Origin of the sequence: Thiobacillus sp. 65-1402 (genome assembly GCF_001897685.1) — a bacterium.
Lineage (GTDB): Bacteria > Pseudomonadota > Gammaproteobacteria > Burkholderiales > Thiobacillaceae > Thiobacillus.
This window is the reverse complement of the sequence record NZ_MKUG01000013.1, coordinates 1-15433: the sequence shown is the minus strand read 5'-3', so window position 1 is coordinate 15433 and position 15433 is coordinate 1. Positions and strand designations below refer to the sequence as shown.

19 protein-coding genes are annotated in these 15433 nt (G+C 57.1%); all 19 read left to right on the top strand.

All coding sequences use genetic code 11. The features are described 5' to 3' along the window. The first annotated feature begins 668 nt into the window (after positions 1–668). From BGO62_RS01330 to BGO62_RS01240, 19 genes are read left to right on the top strand one after another with little or no spacing between them, the layout of a single operon-like run. Entirely contained in the window at positions 669–1271 is a 603-nt protein-coding gene (locus BGO62_RS01330; protein WP_296638779.1) for a lytic transglycosylase domain-containing protein, read from the top strand. Next, entirely contained in the window at positions 1268–1789 is a 522-nt protein-coding gene (locus BGO62_RS01325; protein ID WP_296638778.1) for an OmpA family protein, read from the top strand. Before BGO62_RS01330 ends, BGO62_RS01325 begins: the two co-directional genes overlap by 4 nt. A gap of 9 nt (positions 1790–1798) precedes the next feature. Next, positions 1799–2038: a hypothetical protein gene (locus BGO62_RS01320; RefSeq protein ID WP_296638777.1), complete on the top strand. Its 240-nt coding sequence runs from the start codon at positions 1799–1801 to the stop codon at positions 2036–2038. A 37-nt stretch (positions 2039–2075) separates the two neighbouring features. After that, on the top strand, positions 2076–2393 hold the full coding sequence (gene traA / locus BGO62_RS01315) for a TraA family conjugative transfer protein (protein WP_296638776.1): 318 nt from the start codon (positions 2076–2078) through the stop codon (positions 2391–2393). 25 nt (positions 2394–2418) lie between these two features. Further along, a complete protein-coding gene (gene traL, locus BGO62_RS01310) occupies positions 2419–2709 on the top strand; it encodes a type IV conjugative transfer system protein TraL (protein ID WP_018079013.1) in 291 nt (96 codons plus the stop codon). Beyond that, positions 2709–3299: a type IV conjugative transfer system protein TraE gene (traE, locus tag BGO62_RS01305; protein ID WP_296638775.1), complete on the top strand. Its 591-nt coding sequence runs from the start codon at positions 2709–2711 to the stop codon at positions 3297–3299. The genes traL and traE overlap by 1 nt, the downstream gene beginning before the upstream one ends. Beyond that, positions 3262–3987: a type-F conjugative transfer system secretin TraK gene (locus BGO62_RS01300; RefSeq protein ID WP_296638774.1), complete on the top strand. Its 726-nt coding sequence runs from the start codon at positions 3262–3264 to the stop codon at positions 3985–3987. Before traE ends, BGO62_RS01300 begins: the two co-directional genes overlap by 38 nt. A gap of 53 nt (positions 3988–4040) precedes the next feature. Continuing rightward, positions 4041–5243, top strand: coding sequence for a TraB/VirB10 family protein (locus tag BGO62_RS01295; RefSeq protein WP_296638773.1), 1203 nt, complete (start codon positions 4041–4043; stop codon positions 5241–5243). 23 nt (positions 5244–5266) lie between these two features. Beyond that, on the top strand, positions 5267–6118 hold the full coding sequence (locus BGO62_RS01290; protein ID WP_296638772.1) for a DsbC family protein: 852 nt from the start codon (positions 5267–5269) through the stop codon (positions 6116–6118). Then, complete coding sequence (gene traV / locus BGO62_RS01285) at positions 6115–6675, top strand: type IV conjugative transfer system lipoprotein TraV (RefSeq protein WP_296638771.1); 561 nt, start codon at positions 6115–6117, stop codon at positions 6673–6675. Before BGO62_RS01290 ends, traV begins: the two co-directional genes overlap by 4 nt. Next, the gene (gene traC, locus BGO62_RS01280) at positions 6672–9248 is read left to right on the top strand and encodes a type IV secretion system protein TraC (protein WP_296638770.1); all 2577 of its coding nucleotides are present in this window, start codon (positions 6672–6674) and stop codon (positions 9246–9248) included. The genes traV and traC overlap by 4 nt, the downstream gene beginning before the upstream one ends. Beyond that, entirely contained in the window at positions 9245–9727 is a 483-nt protein-coding gene (locus BGO62_RS01275; protein ID WP_296638769.1) for a hypothetical protein, read from the top strand. The genes traC and BGO62_RS01275 overlap by 4 nt, the downstream gene beginning before the upstream one ends. After that, on the top strand, positions 9724–10269 hold the full coding sequence (locus BGO62_RS01270) for a S26 family signal peptidase (RefSeq protein WP_296638768.1): 546 nt from the start codon (positions 9724–9726) through the stop codon (positions 10267–10269). Before BGO62_RS01275 ends, BGO62_RS01270 begins: the two co-directional genes overlap by 4 nt. Position 10270: 1 nt before the next feature. Further along, positions 10271–10894: a type-F conjugative transfer system protein TraW gene (gene traW, locus BGO62_RS01265; protein WP_296638767.1), complete on the top strand. Its 624-nt coding sequence runs from the start codon at positions 10271–10273 to the stop codon at positions 10892–10894. Between the two features lie 2 nt (positions 10895–10896). Beyond that, positions 10897–11076, top strand: coding sequence for a hypothetical protein (locus BGO62_RS01260; RefSeq protein WP_296638766.1), 180 nt, complete (start codon positions 10897–10899; stop codon positions 11074–11076). Beyond that, positions 11073–12083 carry a conjugal transfer pilus assembly protein TraU gene (traU, locus tag BGO62_RS01255; protein WP_296638765.1) on the top strand — a complete coding sequence of 337 codons (1011 nt, stop codon included), beginning with the start codon at positions 11073–11075 and terminating at the stop codon, positions 12081–12083. The genes BGO62_RS01260 and traU overlap by 4 nt, the downstream gene beginning before the upstream one ends. Before the next feature lie 18 nt (positions 12084–12101). Continuing rightward, a complete protein-coding gene (locus BGO62_RS01250) occupies positions 12102–12791 on the top strand; it encodes a type-F conjugative transfer system pilin assembly protein TrbC (RefSeq protein ID WP_296638764.1) in 690 nt (229 codons plus the stop codon). Next, complete coding sequence (locus BGO62_RS01245) at positions 12788–13873, top strand: hypothetical protein (RefSeq protein WP_296638763.1); 1086 nt, start codon at positions 12788–12790, stop codon at positions 13871–13873. The genes BGO62_RS01250 and BGO62_RS01245 overlap by 4 nt, the downstream gene beginning before the upstream one ends. Next, positions 13870–15165: a conjugal transfer protein TraN gene (locus tag BGO62_RS01240; protein ID WP_296638762.1), complete on the top strand. Its 1296-nt coding sequence runs from the start codon at positions 13870–13872 to the stop codon at positions 15163–15165. The genes BGO62_RS01245 and BGO62_RS01240 overlap by 4 nt, the downstream gene beginning before the upstream one ends. Positions 15166–15433 lie beyond the last annotated feature (268 nt).

The window sequence follows — 15433 nt, the reverse complement described above, 5'->3', positions numbered from 1 at the left end:
CATGGTTACGTAAACTCGTCCGCCGGAGTCTGGCGCTTTCCTCTGCATAAAATCGTTCACTATGCTGCCAGAAAGCTCGGGCCTGACTGGGGGCTGGACACATCCAGTCAGCGTAGCCAAGGTAAGCGATACAACTACGATCATTGTTTTCATCTACTATCTCCGGACGATATGAATCGTCCTCAGTTTACTAGATACATCTGAGATTCAAATATGTGTATCCGCACCGAACACTGGACACTGGTGGCGCTTCCCATGCCCGCCTGTTTTGGGTCGGGTCCTGCCGACTGACACTAAAGCAGCCGTTCGCGTTGCCCAGACAGGCCGGTGTCCGGTATTGAATTGCACTGCGGACGGAGCGGACCGAAAGCGCTCCGTCGCCTTTGGCCGATCAGCAGAAGTGCACGCTGATTTCACGACCTACCGCTTGCTGTCCTACATCGGCCGCCCAGTAACGCAGGGGTGACCCATACTTTCACTGCTTGTCGGGTCGAGTCTGGGCCTTTACTCTCAAAAACTTTTCTGGTGATTTCCGCTAGGACGCAATCTGGTGGGCGCTCTTTGTCCAGCCATTTTTAGCCCTTAACCAGTAAGCCGTTTCCCTTAAACCCCCGTATTCCTTTGTGTTCGCGTCTATTCAAGCGAACAAGCCCTTTCGGGTAAGTCCCTTGACCCTTATTGGGTTTTCTTTTTTTGGGCAACCGTCCATTTTATCCATTTCAGATTTTATTTTCAGCAATCAATCAAAAAAACATTCTTTTGATTTCCGCTGGAAGCGGGATGAGCGCATCCCTAGCATTCGCCCCATGGATTCCCTCTCCTCCCCTTGGGTTGTTCTCCTGACGGCCCTTTTTTATACCCAAGCCCACGCCTTCTGTTTTGATGAGGCGGGGGCGATGTACGGGGTCTCACCACTATTGCTGAAGGCGGTGGCCCAAGTTGAGTCGAATATGAGACCGCATGCGGTTAACAGCACTCACACAGCGAGTACGCAGTCTCAGGACATTGGGCTGATGCAGATCAATACCCGGTGGCTGCGGAGGAACCCAATCAAGTCACTCGGATATACCGAGGCACACCTCTACGATGCCTGTACCAGCGTCAAGCTGGGTGCATGGGTGCTGGCGAACAACTTCAATCGATATGGCGCTTCGTGGGAAGCAGTCGGTGCCTACAACGCGGCATGCACGCGACTAAAAGGCGATGCGTGCCGTCGCGCACGTAATGGCTATGCCTGGAAAGTCTACCGGGCAATGAGGAAATCCTCATGAAATGCATGTTCACATTGCTTGCCCTGGTCTGGGCAGGTTCGTCGATGGCTGCCGACTGGCAGGTGACGCAATCTGATTCCATTAGCGCTTATGTCATGTGTCATGCAGGCGATTGCCCCGTAAGGACGGCGAAGGTGTTTGACCTTCCTGTACCAGTCCCCATGCCCGCGAGGAAATCGGATAGCGCTGCTAAGCCGGTCGCTGTGAGCTCTTCTACTTCAGTTCGATTTGCGTTGGCATCGGCTCGGCTCAGTCAGACCGCGAAAGCCAAGCTCAAGGCATTTCTCGAACGGCATCGTGGCGCGAGACGTTTTCTGATTCTTGGCAGCACAGATCAGGTAGGCAAGAAGCGATTTAACGAAACCCTGGCGTACAAGCGCGGGATAGCGGTCGCGGTTTTTATGCACGCCAACGGAGTCCAGAAACGGAATATCAAAGTCGATTCGCGATGCTGCATCGACCATCCGCCCAGTACGAACCCTAGCGCAAGACGTGCGGTGATCAGCATTAACGAATAGGGATTGGGAATGACAAAAAACACTACTGAGCCGGGATACAAGGCAGTCCTGGTGCGCGAGGAAACCAAACTCAAGCTGCAGGCGCTTGGGAGAGCCCTTCCCAACAGGAACCTGTTCTTGGAAAGGCGGCTGGCCACAGCCGCCATTGAATACTGTCTGAACGATGAGACAGCGAGGCAAGCCATGCTGGATTTGGTGCGCCACATCGTGATGCGAGACCTTGAGACTGCTGAGACACCGGGACCATGAGACCCATCTTTCAATACACACGCTCAAGGAGAATCAAATGAATTTCATGAAAATGTTCAGCAAGAAACAAGTCGTTGTCGGCGGGCTTCTCTCCGCTCTGATGGTCAGCTCGGCATGGGCCACCACCGCCGGCGGTGGTGTGACCGGTACAGAATTCCAAGCCCTGTTCGACATGCTGGTGGGTTGGGCCGAAGGCTATCTGGGTAAAGCGCTGGCGATCGCCGCGTTCGTGGTCGGTGCGCTCATTGGCTTCGCCAAGTCTACCGCCATGCCGGCGCTGGTTGGCATCGTTTTCGCCATCGTGTTTGGCTTGGGCCCGACGATCATCAACGGCATGTTTGCCGCTGTGATTTAAGCGAAGCATCACCGGACTGAACAGCATGGCCAATCAAGATTCGCCAACGATCCCGACCCGCCTGGACGACCCTCCCAAGTTCATGTGGTGGGATTTCGATGTGGCCATGCTGTTCATGTCCTTCTTTGTATTCGGCCTCATTACAGGCTGGCTCGTGAGCTTCACGGTGTTCGGGTTGGTGATGGCCTGGCTTTACCGCAAAGCCAAATTCGGCCAGCACAGAGCTTATGGCATGCACCTACTGTATTGGCATCTACCCGTCAGTCTGGGAATGAAGGCAACACCGCCTTCGAGCATACGAGAGTTCATTGGCTGATGAGAATAGACAAACTGAGCGGCCAAGTGGCCGTCATTCTCGGAGTGCGCAGATGGGCTGTGATGATGTTCGCCCTATCGCAGATCGCATTGCTCCTGATGTTGATCGCCTTCCTGACGCGAGGCGACACACACCGCGAGACACTGGTTCCACCGACGATCCACACAACATTCTGGGTCGAGGATGACAAGGTTTCCAAAGAATATCTGATCGAGATGGGCGTGTTTCTGGCCCAACTCTACTTCGATGTGACGCCACAGAACGTGGACTTTAATCATCGCACACTCAAGTCCTATATCGACCCCCGCTTCTACGGGAAGCTGGAAATCGAAGCCGGCGCTTATGCCCAAAAGATCAAGGCGGATAACGCCAGCACCTTCATGGCGATCGCGATGGTTATGCCGGATGAGGCAAAACAACGCATCGCTGTTCAGGGTGTGCTCAACACCTATCTGGGAGACAGCAGAACGTCACAGGTGAACAAAACCTACGTATTCGAGTTTGGCCAACGCGGCGGCCGTGTGCTGCTGACCGGTATGAGAGAAGGTAAGAATGCTGCCCGACCGTTTGAAGAAATCACTGCTCCTTAGCCTGTTTTGCTTACTTGCCGCGCCGTCCTCTCACGCTTTGCAGGTAGTGGAAGGCGTCGAGGGCAAGACCCTGTTCGTCAAGGTGAGCCTGAGAGACTTGAACCGCATCTCGATCGAGGGAGGCCGGGTTCGCCTGGTCAAGTCCGCCGACGACGGACTGCTCACTGGCAGCGCGGACGCCACCACCGGGCAGGCTCTGATTCATCCATTGGCCAAGGATCCGTTCGGAGTGTTTGTGTTCAGTCAAAGTGGGAAAACCTACACGCTTGTGTTGCAGCCCCAGGATATTCCGGGTGAAACCATCGTGATCAAGGAAACGGCTGTCCCTGCTTCTGTTGCAGCCAAGCCTGGAGAGATTGAACGTGCCTCCAGTTATCAGCAGGCGATCAAGAAAATGATTCAGGCATTGGCAGGTGAAGGTTTGCCTGAAGGCCTGGAGGTAAAGAAGACATGGGAGGAAATCCGCCTCTGGAAAGGCTCCCGTTTTGCGCTGGAGAATGTTCTCACTGGACATTCACTGGTGGGTGAACAGTATCGCCTGTTCAATATCAGCGACGCCCCGGTTCGGGTCGCCGAACAGGAGTTCTACAAAAAAGGCGTGCTAGCTGTGTCGGTGCGCGACTTGACCGTTGAGCCGGGTCGCAGCACCCAGGTCTTTGTGGTGAAACGGAACGAGGGGGTGCGGTAATGGCGCGAATCATACCTACCCTCAAGGCTTCGCCCGCCCGCAGGAAGCAACTCATGATGGCGGGCGGCGTCGGCGCCGTGATTGTCGGGGTGGCCTTGGCTGCGGCATGGTTCGCCGACTCCGGGAGCAATAAAACCGATCTGGGTCCTGTGGACAAGCCTGAACAGGTCAGTCTCATGGCTGTTCCTGGTCAGCAGCTGAACGACAAGGATGTTTGGAGGGCGAACGAAGCATCAAAGATCGAGGCGCTGAATAAGGAAATTGCTGCGATCAAGCAAAACATGGTGAATATCCCACAAAGCAGTGGTGGATCCATGCAAGGCACCGCAGGAGCGGGAATCAACGAAGTGCCGATGTCTCCCCCGGCAGCGGCAATACAGTCCGGAGTCAATTTACGCCCGCTGCAACCCATGGGTTCGGCGGCATTGCCGCCCCCTCCCCCACCGCCTCCTGGAAGGCCTGGGCAGTTCGCACAGCCTGGCATGGATCCGAACGCGCCCATGCAGCCCGTGGTGAAGCGCGCATTCACGCTCGAAGTCTCCGATTCGACGGTGGCTGCGCCTGCCGCACCGCAGGCGCAGCCACAAGCCGCCGGCATGTCGTCCGCTCCAGCCAAGGAAGAGAAGACATCGGCTGAGAACTATCTTCCTGCCGGGACCTTCATGCGCGTGGTGTTACTGGCGGGTCTGGATGCGCCGACGGGTGGACAGGCGCAAAACAATCCGCATCCAGTTCTGATGCGGGTGCTCGATCCAGCCCAGTTGCCCAATCGCTACATGGCCGACATGAAGGATTGCGTGGTCACGGCCAATGGCTACGGCGACATATCTTCTGAGCGTGCATATATCAGGACAGATCGCCTGTCGTGCATCGACCAGAAAGGCGGGGCGGTCGACGTATCGCTTAAAGGGTATGTAGCCGGTGAGGATGGCAAGGCCGGGATGCGCGGAAGGCTTGTTTCCAAGCAGGGGCAGGCGCTGGCGAATGCCTTCCTCGCGGGGATTGGCTCAGGCATCGGGCAAGCGTTCAAGGAATCTTCGAGCACTGTATCGACCTCACCGCTGGGTTCCACCAGCACGGTGACGGATGGCAAGGAGTTGCAGGCTGGACTGGCATCCGGCGTTGGCAGCGCGATGTCACAGCTATCGAAGTATTACATCAAGCTGGCCGAGCAGGTTTTTCCGGTGATTGAAGTGGACGGCGGCCGCGTGGTCGACGTAGTGCTGACGCGCGGCCAGAGTATCGAGAGGCGGTAAAGAACATGAGACCCCAAACCAGAATGAAAACCCTGTTGCCCCAACTGTTGATTCTGTCCTGCATGCCGGGATTTACGCTGGCTCAGGATGTGAAAGCCCCCCCCGTTCTGCCTCCTCAAAACGTGATTACTGAAGCTGCAGCTACGGCCGTGATGGATGCCAGCGATGCTACGCGTCCGAACGATCAGGTCGCGGTCCAGCGCAATCTGCGGCTGATGTACCCGAAGACACGCTTCGGAAAGATTTCCAACACCCCGCTGCCGGGCATCTACGAAGTCGTGATGGGCCGCAATGTCGCTTTCGTGGAAGAGTCGGGGCGGTATTTCATTTTCGGGCGCATGTTCGACATGGAGAAGCAGGAGGACATCACCTCCGGAGCCGATGCTGCGCAGCCGACGTCACCGGCTGTCAATTTCGCCTCACTTCCGCTGCAACACGCGATCAAGAGTGTGCATGGCCAGGGCCGGCGGGCGCTCGCCGTGTTCTCGGATCCGGACTGTCCGTACTGCAAGAAGCTGGAGCAGGAGCTGGCGAAAGTGGATGACGTGACGGTCTACACCTTCCTCATGCCACTGGAGCAGCTTCATCCTGATTCGCGCGCGAAGGCCGATGCGGTCTGGTGCAGCAAGGATCGCTCGGCCGCCTGGTCCGCCTTGATGCTTGATGGCACGGTTCCCAAAAAGACCAAGGGCTGTGAAGCGCCGCATCAAGCGGTTCTGCCTCTGGCTGAGAAGTTGGGGGTTAGTGGTACACCTTTCCTGGTGGCGAGTGATGGCCGAACCATGCCGGGAGCTGCGGCTGCCGCGCGGATTTCCGCTTGGCTAGATGCCGTGAAGAAGCCTGCCACGGCCAATGTGCAGGGAGGTACACAATGAAAATTGGGTATCTGTCGCTCGCCGCCGTGACCTTGCTGGCTGCGGGCTGTTCTTCATTCTCCGGACTCTCTGGCTCTAAATCGGAACTGGCTTGCAAGGCCCCCGATGGGGTGATCTGCACGTCGGTTTCCGGTATTTACGCAAACTCTCTGGCCGAGGCCTTGCCGGGACAGCAACAACCGAAATCCCAGGATAAACCTTCTCAGGATGCTGGCAGCAAGGATCCAAGGGATGACGCGACGCTGCCGTCTCCTGGGTACTTCTCCCCACGCGACCTGGCGACGCCGAACAGCGGCGATCCGATTCGCATGGTGCCGTTGGTGCTGCGTGTATGGATCGCTCCCTGGGAGGATACGGAAGGAGATCTGCACGATCAGCACTATCTCTACACCGTGGTCCACCAGGGCAAGTGGTTGATCGAGACCAACCAGCAGCAGATTCGTGACGCGTACAAGCCGGTGTTCCCGCTCAGGGGTCAGGAAAAGCCGGAAGAGGAACGTCCGGAGGCAGCAAGCTCAATGCCCGGCGTATCGGTTCAGGGGGGCGGCAATCCATGATGTCCGCGCTGTCGCAACCATTTGTTTCGCTCAAATCGTGGCTGACGCGCGAGGATGATTTGGGTACGCCATCCCCGGTGGCGGACGAGAACCATTTCACCACGCGGCAGGACTACAACCGCTTCTCTGATCTCATGCCATGGACAGGGTATTGGGAGACAGAGAAACTATTCGCCATTGAGGGCGAGGCAGAAGGCAGCATCGAGGCGATTGGCTACGCCATCGAAATGAACCCGCAGACAGGCGCTACAGACGACATGGCGCGCCTGATTCAGGAAATCTATCGGGATATGCCAGCCGGAGCCGGGGTGCAGGTTCAGTTGTGGGGAAGCCCGGACATTGATGCCTTCCTGAACAATTTCAAGAAGGTGGTGCGCCCCGAATTGCTGCAGGACGACGCCCAGCGGTCATTGATCGCGCGCATGACAGCCGAGCGTTCTGCCCATTACCGTAAGGCATCCCTCGTTCCACCCGTCAGCTCGCGCCCGAGCGTGATGCGACGCTACCGGGTGGTGCTGTCTGTCACGATGCCGGTGAAGGATGTGGAATACCGCACGCTGGAACGCATCATCGCCTTGCGCGATGCCCAGGTATCCAAACTCAAGACGTATTACCAGTTCGAGCGGGTCTGGGGGGCGGAAGATCTCATGGCCTGGGTGCGCACCCTGCTGAGTCCCGCACAACATTCAGCCGATCCGGTCTGCTATGACGACGGACAGGCATTGCGCTACCAGATGATTACCCGTGACACCGTGGCCTCGGTAGGCAGACTCGGTATCACCCTGCGCTCGCCAAACGGAGATGCGGTCTGTGTCCGCGCGCATTCGGCGCAAGGTTATCCGAAGCAGTTCGACCTGCATCAAGTTGCCAGCATGCTGGGAGACGCCAATAAGGGATCCATGGGCTACCCCTGCCCCTTCCTCATCACCATGGGGGTGCAGATTCTGAATTACGACGAGCATAAGAATCTGACGCAGATGAAAACGGCTCGGGCGATTCAGGTTTCGGAAAGTCCGATGGGGAAAGCGCTACCGGACGTGAGCAAGCGGGCGGCGGACTGGAAGTTGTTGCAGAACGCCTACGACGAGGGGGGTGGTGCACTACGTCTGTACCATCAAGTGCTGCTTTTCCCCAGTCCGGATGCCGTAGCCGAAGCGGACGAGGCTGCCAGAGCCATCTGGCGCAGCCTGGGCTTCGCACTGAGCCCCGACACCTATATGCAGACCCAGGCGCTGATGTCCTCGCTGCCGATGGCACTCGGGCCCAGCCTGCAACGCGACATCAAGGTCGCACAGCGGTTTTCCACCAAAACGACCGCCAACGCGGCCAATCTGTCGCCTGTTCTGGGCGAATGGCGCGGTGTCGGAGCTCCGGTGCTGACCTTCACGGGGCGTAATGGCCAGACCATAGGCGTGAATCTGTTCGACAACCCGTCTGGCAACTACAACGGTTGCGTGGTGGGAACGTCCGGATCTGGTAAATCCGCATTCCTGAACGAGCTTGCCGAACGCTATCTGGCGATGGGGGCGAAGGTCTGGATTATCGACGTGGGTCGTTCCTACGAGAAGCTGTGTCACGCGCTCGGCGGCCAATACATCGAGTTCACCAAGGAAGCGAATGTCGTCCTCAATCCGTTCACCATGGTGAACGACATCGACGAAGACATGGAGATGTTGAAGCCATTGATCGCCCAAATGATCTCCCCTGGCCGCCGACTGTCAGATTACGAGCTGTCCCAGCTCGAATTGGCGATTCGCGGCCTTTGGGAAGAGCGCGGGCCGCGATCGAGTATCGACTTGCTGGCGGAGAAGCTGAAGCTCGCCTGTCACGATGGCGGCACGCTTGAGCATGGCGAGGAAGATGCCTGCGATCCGCGCATCCGCGATCTGGCGGTGCAGCTGACTTCCTACACCTCGCTGGGCAGCTATGGCCATTACTTTGAAGGCCAGCACACGGTCAATTTCAATTCCAATCTGGTGGTCCTGGAGCTTGAAGAATTGAAATCGAAGAAAGACCTGCAGGCAGTCGCCCTCTTCATCCTGATGTACCGCATCACCCAGGAAATGTACCTGGCGCCGCGCGAACAGCCCAAGGTGGTGATCCTGGATGAAGCCTGGGATTTACTTACGGGCGGTCAGACGGGTGACTTCATCGAGGCGGGCTACCGCCGCGCCCGGAAATACGGCGGTGCCTTCCTGACGGGCACGCAGGGCATCAACGACTACTACCGTAGCGCAGCCTCACAGGCCGCACTGGAAAACGCTGACTGGCTGTTCATGCTCCGGCAGAAGCAGGAATCCATTGCCAAGCTCGAAGAGAAACTGGCCTTCACGCCGCACATGGCTCATCTCGTCAGCAGCTTGCGCACCGAACAGGGCAACTATTCGGAAGTGTTCGTCTCCTGTGGCCAGGCTGGTTACGGGGTCGGGATGCTACTGCTTGACCCCTACTCCCAACTCATGGGTTCGGCCAACGCACGCGATTTCTCAGCCGTGCGGCAGAAGCTCGAAACTGGCTTGTCCATGGCCGATGCGGTCGATGCCGTTCTGCAGGATCGGAAGGCGGCGATATGACTGAGTTTATAAGGGACGAGAGTAATTCAATTGAAGAACTGGCTACGAAAGATCAGGCCGTGGCTCAGCCTGAGATGGGGTGTGATTTTCTTATGGCAAGCTGGATTTCGCTGTTGATGGCATTGCTCGTCTCAACAGTGACGCTTGCGGCATACCACTCCTGGCTGGCGAAACCGACCGCGGGATTCGCGGTGGTTGACCTCGCCAGTGTCGTCAAAATCAAGGAAACCGAATTCACCACTTTGCTCTCCCGTCCGAATGTCAGCGACGAGGACCGGGAGGCTGCTTACCTGATGGTCAGCCGGATCGGCCCTGCGATCGAACGCGCAGTGGACAGGCTGCAGAAGGAATGCGGCTGCACCATCGTGGTGAAGTCGGCGGTGATCGCGGGGCCGGCCGAGGATCTGACGCCGCGTTTAAAAGCGATGCTCGGCATGTCGCCGGGGACTGAGGCTCAAGGCTTCGGAGTGAAGCCATGACGAAGGCAGCAATCGCCCCAGGCGCGGGCAACTTATGGAATCGTTGGCTGGTTTACTGGCATACCGAGATGATTCCCCATCTCCGATGCAACTGGCTGTTTTGGGGCGGGCTGGTGGGCGCCATCCTGCTCTTCAATGCGTTCTTCACGTTGGCGATTACGGTCACGGAAAGCCTGCCATACCGGGTGTTTGTGGTGATCAAGGGCGACCTGAATATCAAGCGCGGCGATTACATCGCCTGGCGCTGGGCGGGCGGCGGGCCATACAAAGCCGGGCTTTCGTTCGTGAAACAGGTGCGTGGCATTGCGGGTGACACCGTGACCTCAGAGGGTCGGGATTTCTACGTAAACGGCGAGTACATGAGCACCGCCAAGCCGCGCACCCGGACAGGCGAACCGTTGGCGCTTGGTCCGACCGGCGTGATTCCGGCCAACCATTTCTATGTTTACGCACCCCACAAGGATTCGCTGGATTCGCGCTTTGCGCTGACGGGCTGGATTCCGCTTGAGCGTGTCTCCGGGCGAGCGATCCCGCTGTTTTGACATGATCAAGAAGGTTCTGGCGATGATTCTGTGTGGGTTGATCATGTATCCGGCCTGGGCTCAGGAGATTTTGGGGCCGTCCTATCCCATCACCGAACCGGACATGCTTGAAGCGATACAGGACAAGCTCAAGTCCATGGAAAAAAACGGTCGTCTGGGCCAGCTCCAGAAAGAAGCCATCGAGCGATCGAAACAAAGCATCGAGCGGCCGGACCCAGTGAAGGGCGTCGTCAAGACGCGTCAGCCGCGTACCTTCTACTTTGATCCTTCCTGGCGCGTCCCGCGTGACATCACCACGCCAGAAGGCGAAGTCATCGCGCGTGCGGGTGACATGGTCAACCCGCTCGACTATGTGCCCCTCTCCAATCACCTGTTCTTTTTCGATCAGAGCGACCCGAAGCAGGTAAAGAAAGCCGCCGAGATTCTCAAGCGATTCAACGGAGCGGTGAAGCCGATTCTGGTCGCGGGTGAACCCTTGGTGCTGACCCGTCAGTGGAAACGGCAGGTGTACTTCGACCAGAGCGGGCATCTGGTCATGCGCTTCGGGATCAAGCAGGTTCCTGCACTGGTGTCGCAAGACCTAGCGCAAAGGCGCTTGCGCATCGACGAAATAAAAGCTGACTAAGCGTGAATACCTTTCCCTCTACTACCAATCCTGGACTGACCATGCAAATTGCTGAATGGTCAGATATCCACAGACCGCATTGGGGCAGCACCAGGATCGAGGCCTGGGACGACAACCGGCTGCAAAGCCTGATCATCAAGCTGACAAAGAAGCCCGTGAGATTGCTGGGATGGTTTAAATGATGGGCCGGCTGCTCCGGAACATTCGTGCTGTTCTGGTGCTTGCCTTTGCGGTTTCGCCCAGCTCATGGGCGGCAACGACCACTTGCACCGGCAAGTTCATGAATCCGATCACGGATATTTGCTGGTCGTGTGCGTTTCCGCTCAAGGTCGGCGGTACCACGATGATGGATTTTGGTCAGGAGGATTTTGATAGCGGCGTGAGCAACCCGCTGTGCGCATGTTCAAGCCCGCCCAAGGTAGGTTTGAGCATCAGTTTCTACGAACCGGCGCGGCTGGTCGAGGTCGTGCGCAAACCCTACTGTTTCCCCTCCCTTGGCGGGATCACCATCGATCCCGGCGTGCCGGCACCAGCGCATGTACAAACGCGTGGGGGTAAATCGTTCTACCAGGCTCACTGGTACATCAGCCCCCTGATGTTCTGGCTGGAAGTCATCGTCGATAACCCGTGCCTGGAACAGAATGTTTTCGACCTGGTGTATTTCACCGAGCTCGATCCGCTGTGGGCGGATTCGGAACTGACCTTCATCCTCAATCCTGATGCCGTGCTGTTTGCCAATCCGTTGGCTCAGGGCGCCTGCGCCGCGGATTGCGTGGCTGCCACGGCGGGCTTTCCCCTGAACGAGCTTTTCTGGTGCGCGGGCTGCCAGGGATCCATGTACCCGCTCAATGGCTGGGTGGGCAACCATGTCGGCGCCGTGCAGGCATCGACACTCATTGCCCAGCGCATGACCAACAAGATGCACCGCGAATTGCTGGTCTGGGGCGCGCACGGAACGTCGGGGCAGTGCGGTTACTACCCCATCCCGCTCATGGACAAGCGCGCCTACAAGACCCAGATGACCTACCCCATCCCCAACACCAAGAAAGAGGATGGCAAATGCTGTTCAACCATGGGACGCACAACGGTCATTTCAGGCGCGGGGAAGGAGTTCCCATACAAGGGCGAGGATTTCGCTTACATGCTCTTCCGCAAGCGGGACTGCTGCCAGGGGGCCTTTGGATTCTGATCGATGAAGAAGCCTGTGATGAAAATTATTTTTCTTTATCTTGTTCTGTTCGCTGCCACCACATCCGCTGGGTATGCGGCTGACAAGCCCCCTACTCTGCCAGAGATAAATGGCTATGGCGATGACGCAGTGGCGCGGCAGAAGTCGAGTCAGGCGATCGATGCTGCCAGTCAGGCGGCGCGCAATGGCTCGGTTCGTGCCTTTCCCAAAATCAAGGTTCCATCTTTCGGCGTGGACATCGGCCAGATTGCGGCCCGCTACAACCAGACAGCGCAGAAGCCGGAAGACGACAATCTCATGATCTTCGTCACCCTGGGCATGCCGGGTAAGGCTCTGATAAATCTGGCCAGACAAGCCGCGCGCACGCGTGCCGTGCTGGTCTTGCGTGGGGTCGAGGGTGGGCTCGCCAAGGGGAATTGGCCGCGTGCCATGGAGGCACTGAAGCCGATTGCCGAAACGGGTGCTTCCATCATCATCCACCCCGATTTATTCCGGGCATACAAGGTTGTTCAAGCCCCCACGTTTGTCCTGACGACAGGACGGCAGGGCGAGGCCTGCCTGAACAACCTGAGAAAAGAATGCAGCCAGAGCCTGCGCGCAACTGGAGATGTCACCCTGGATTATGTGCTTGAGCGCTGGGCACAAGGCGGCAGTCCACTGGCCGCTGAGGCACGGTCACGGCTGGCTATGCTGGAGTACCGGCCGTGAAGGCTTTACTGCTTCCACTGTGTCTGGTCTCAAGTGTGACCTGTGCCGACATGACCGCGAACGATGCCTTCAATGAGGGCAACACCTTCGGCAAGGCGAATGTTGGAACAGCCAAGAGCAAGATCAGCACCACCACAGCGAGCGATGCCAACACGGGGGTGCCGAACTATACGGCCACCGATCCTGCGTCCAGCTACTACATGGGCGGCACAGGTAGCCTGACGGCGCCAGCCACCTCGGGGGTCACTGGCTGTAGATCCACCGCAGGAACGGCAGATCCCGATCCCCATACCCACGGGAAGTGCGAAGGCGTCAGGATGCTGATGAATGACCCCGGCAAGAAGAACGTGATGTTCCCGCTCAACTCCACAACCGATCCGCTGGTTGTCAAACGCAACATGGTGTCGGGCGATGCAGAGACATATCTCGGCAGCCTGATCGTGAGCGGGGGTTATGCCGGATGCGCAGAGAAGACGGTCAAGGACCCGGACAAGTATCAGACGGAAACCTGTAATCAATACCTGACGGCAGGTGAGGAGTCTTGCAATGAAATCCTGACAGTTACTGTTACGACATCCGAGTCGTGCGTACCAGGCACATGGTACGGCGGATTCAGATTGCCATTCCCGATTCAGCAAGTAGATATCTTTTGTGACATGAATCGTGCGGATGGGATGATCAGGCTTCGTTTCACGCCATACGAATTGCATGGGGTGTGTAGTGTCGGCTACCTGGATGTTCCGAAGGCACCATTTACTGTTTCAGACAAGGTGCAATACGGTGTTACCGGCCACACCTGCGACACCGATGGTTGCTGGGATGAGTACGGTTATCTCAATTACGAAGTTGTAACCATAAATCACTGGAAAGGTTCTTGTACTGTTAAGAACTTTATTGGCTACGAGCCGGGATATATTCAGGGTTGTTCAGGAGACACTTGCAGTTATACCTTCCGCGCTATCGATTGGCGATGGGGCAATCAGGCAGTAGCAACAGCAGGTTTCACGCCGCCAAAGACAATCGTCACTGAAACGGACTTCTGGGATAACCAGTGTACGGCGCTGGAGGCCCGGCTTCCATGATTCCGCTTGCCTTGATGCGGCGGATAGCCCGGCTACTCATCGTCACACTCCTGTTCCCCTTGCTCTCGTCTCCGGTGCTGGCAGGGGATGGCACCTGCACAAAAAATTCCAGGGTCTGCATCGAGGGGCCGGAAACGCGCATGATCAGCGGCTACCCGGTGACTCGCGATTGCTGGAAATACGAAAGCAAGTACGACTGCATCTCCCAGAACTACGTGGACGATTGTGCGCCTCTAGCTGCGCAGGGGTGTGCGCAGATCGGCTCAAGCTGCGTGGAGTATGTGAACGGTGATCCAGCCAAGTGCTCGCTCTATGAGCAAACGTATCAATGCAAGTTGGCGGATGGCGAATCTAAAACCATCATGGATTGTGGCGGACAGACCTACTGTGTGGATGGCACGTGTTTTGATGCGGGCTACACGCCGGACGGTGATTTTGCGCTGGCGATCACCGGTATGGAGGCGCTGCGGCAGGCCGGCAACTACATGGATCCGGACACCCTGACGCTGTTCAACGGCAAGAACAGCAAATGCAGGGTGACGCTCGGGATTTTCAGTTGCTGCAAGACTAACTCGATGGGGAGCAATCAGAACAACAGCGACATGATGACCAGCATGGGCGCGAGTCTGGTGAAGAGTTTCGGGACTGAATCAATCCAATATTTAGGGTCTACAGCAGTCTACGATTCGCTGTTCCAATCGGACGCCCCGAATTTCCTGATAAATGGAATGGAGTCAATTCTTGGGGGAAGCGGATCTTCATCGGTGTTTAGTCCTTCGTTCAGCTATTTTGGTCTGACCGTTGGATACGGCGCCCCAGCAGCCGGTACGACCGTTCTGCTTGGGGAAAGCGGGACGTTCTTCGTCGGTTTCGACCCCGCTTCGTTTGCGATTGCCATCGCGATCTACATCATTATGGAGCTCGTTTCATGCGAACAAGAAGAGCAAATTCTTGGCATGAAGCGCGGGCAGAATCTTTGCGTTCATGTCGGAACCTATTGCTCCCAAAAAGTCCTTGGTGTCTGCGTGCAGAAGAAGCAATCGCACTGCTGTTTCAACTCCCGTATCGCAAGATTGATCGCCGCTTCCGGTCGATCTCAGCTTGGCAAATCCTGGGGGAGCCCCCAAAGCCCGGATTGCGGTGGCCTAACCCCTGCCGAACTCCAGAGCATCGACTTCAGCTTGATCGACTTTTCCAGCGTGGTGGCGGATGTGAAGGCCAGCGTCAAAATCCCGGATTACGCAATCGACCGTGCCACGATAAAGATCAACAGCTACTACGGCACGCCTTAGATTGATTGGAATGAGAGGCGATCATGAAGTCATCTTTGTCACTAACCATGTTCAGAACATGAATCGGACAATCGTAATGTTGCTTCTAACTCTTCTTGGATCCAGCCTTGAATCCGTGGCTGCTCCGACGCTACCTGAGACAGCCAATGTGCGAGGCTTGTTACTTGCGGCCATTGACTCACGGGACGGGACCGCCCAAGCCTGGCTCATCGGTGATATGGCTCAGAAGCTTAAGAACGACACGAAGGCGCCTCCGAACACGCGGGTC

What these genes read in the sequence shown, in the direction of transcription:
- BGO62_RS01250 (WP_296638764.1), top strand. Translation starts at nt 12,102, where the DNA reads ATGAAAATTATTTTTCTTTATCTTGTTCTGTTCGCTGCCACCACATCC.
- traE (WP_296638775.1), top strand. Translation starts at nt 2,709, where the DNA reads ATGAGAATAGACAAACTGAGCGGCCAAGTGGCCGTCATTCTCGGAGTG.
- BGO62_RS01275 (WP_296638769.1), top strand. Translation starts at nt 9,245, where the DNA reads ATGACTGAGTTTATAAGGGACGAGAGTAATTCAATTGAAGAACTGGCT.
- BGO62_RS01295 (WP_296638773.1), top strand. Translation starts at nt 4,041, where the DNA reads ATGATGGCGGGCGGCGTCGGCGCCGTGATTGTCGGGGTGGCCTTGGCT.
- BGO62_RS01325 (WP_296638778.1), top strand. Translation starts at nt 1,268, where the DNA reads ATGAAATGCATGTTCACATTGCTTGCCCTGGTCTGGGCAGGTTCGTCG.
- traU (WP_296638765.1), top strand. Translation starts at nt 11,073, where the DNA reads ATGATGGGCCGGCTGCTCCGGAACATTCGTGCTGTTCTGGTGCTTGCC.
- BGO62_RS01290 (WP_296638772.1), top strand. Translation starts at nt 5,267, where the DNA reads ATGAAAACCCTGTTGCCCCAACTGTTGATTCTGTCCTGCATGCCGGGA.
- traA (WP_296638776.1), top strand. Translation starts at nt 2,076, where the DNA reads ATGAATTTCATGAAAATGTTCAGCAAGAAACAAGTCGTTGTCGGCGGG.
- BGO62_RS01240 (WP_296638762.1), top strand. Translation starts at nt 13,870, where the DNA reads ATGATTCCGCTTGCCTTGATGCGGCGGATAGCCCGGCTACTCATCGTC.
- BGO62_RS01270 (WP_296638768.1), top strand. Translation starts at nt 9,724, where the DNA reads ATGACGAAGGCAGCAATCGCCCCAGGCGCGGGCAACTTATGGAATCGT.
- traV (WP_296638771.1), top strand. Translation starts at nt 6,115, where the DNA reads ATGAAAATTGGGTATCTGTCGCTCGCCGCCGTGACCTTGCTGGCTGCG.
- BGO62_RS01300 (WP_296638774.1), top strand. Translation starts at nt 3,262, where the DNA reads ATGCTGCCCGACCGTTTGAAGAAATCACTGCTCCTTAGCCTGTTTTGC.
- traL (WP_018079013.1), top strand. Translation starts at nt 2,419, where the DNA reads ATGGCCAATCAAGATTCGCCAACGATCCCGACCCGCCTGGACGACCCT.
- traW (WP_296638767.1), top strand. Translation starts at nt 10,271, where the DNA reads ATGATCAAGAAGGTTCTGGCGATGATTCTGTGTGGGTTGATCATGTAT.
- BGO62_RS01320 (WP_296638777.1), top strand. Translation starts at nt 1,799, where the DNA reads ATGACAAAAAACACTACTGAGCCGGGATACAAGGCAGTCCTGGTGCGC.
- traC (WP_296638770.1), top strand. Translation starts at nt 6,672, where the DNA reads ATGATGTCCGCGCTGTCGCAACCATTTGTTTCGCTCAAATCGTGGCTG.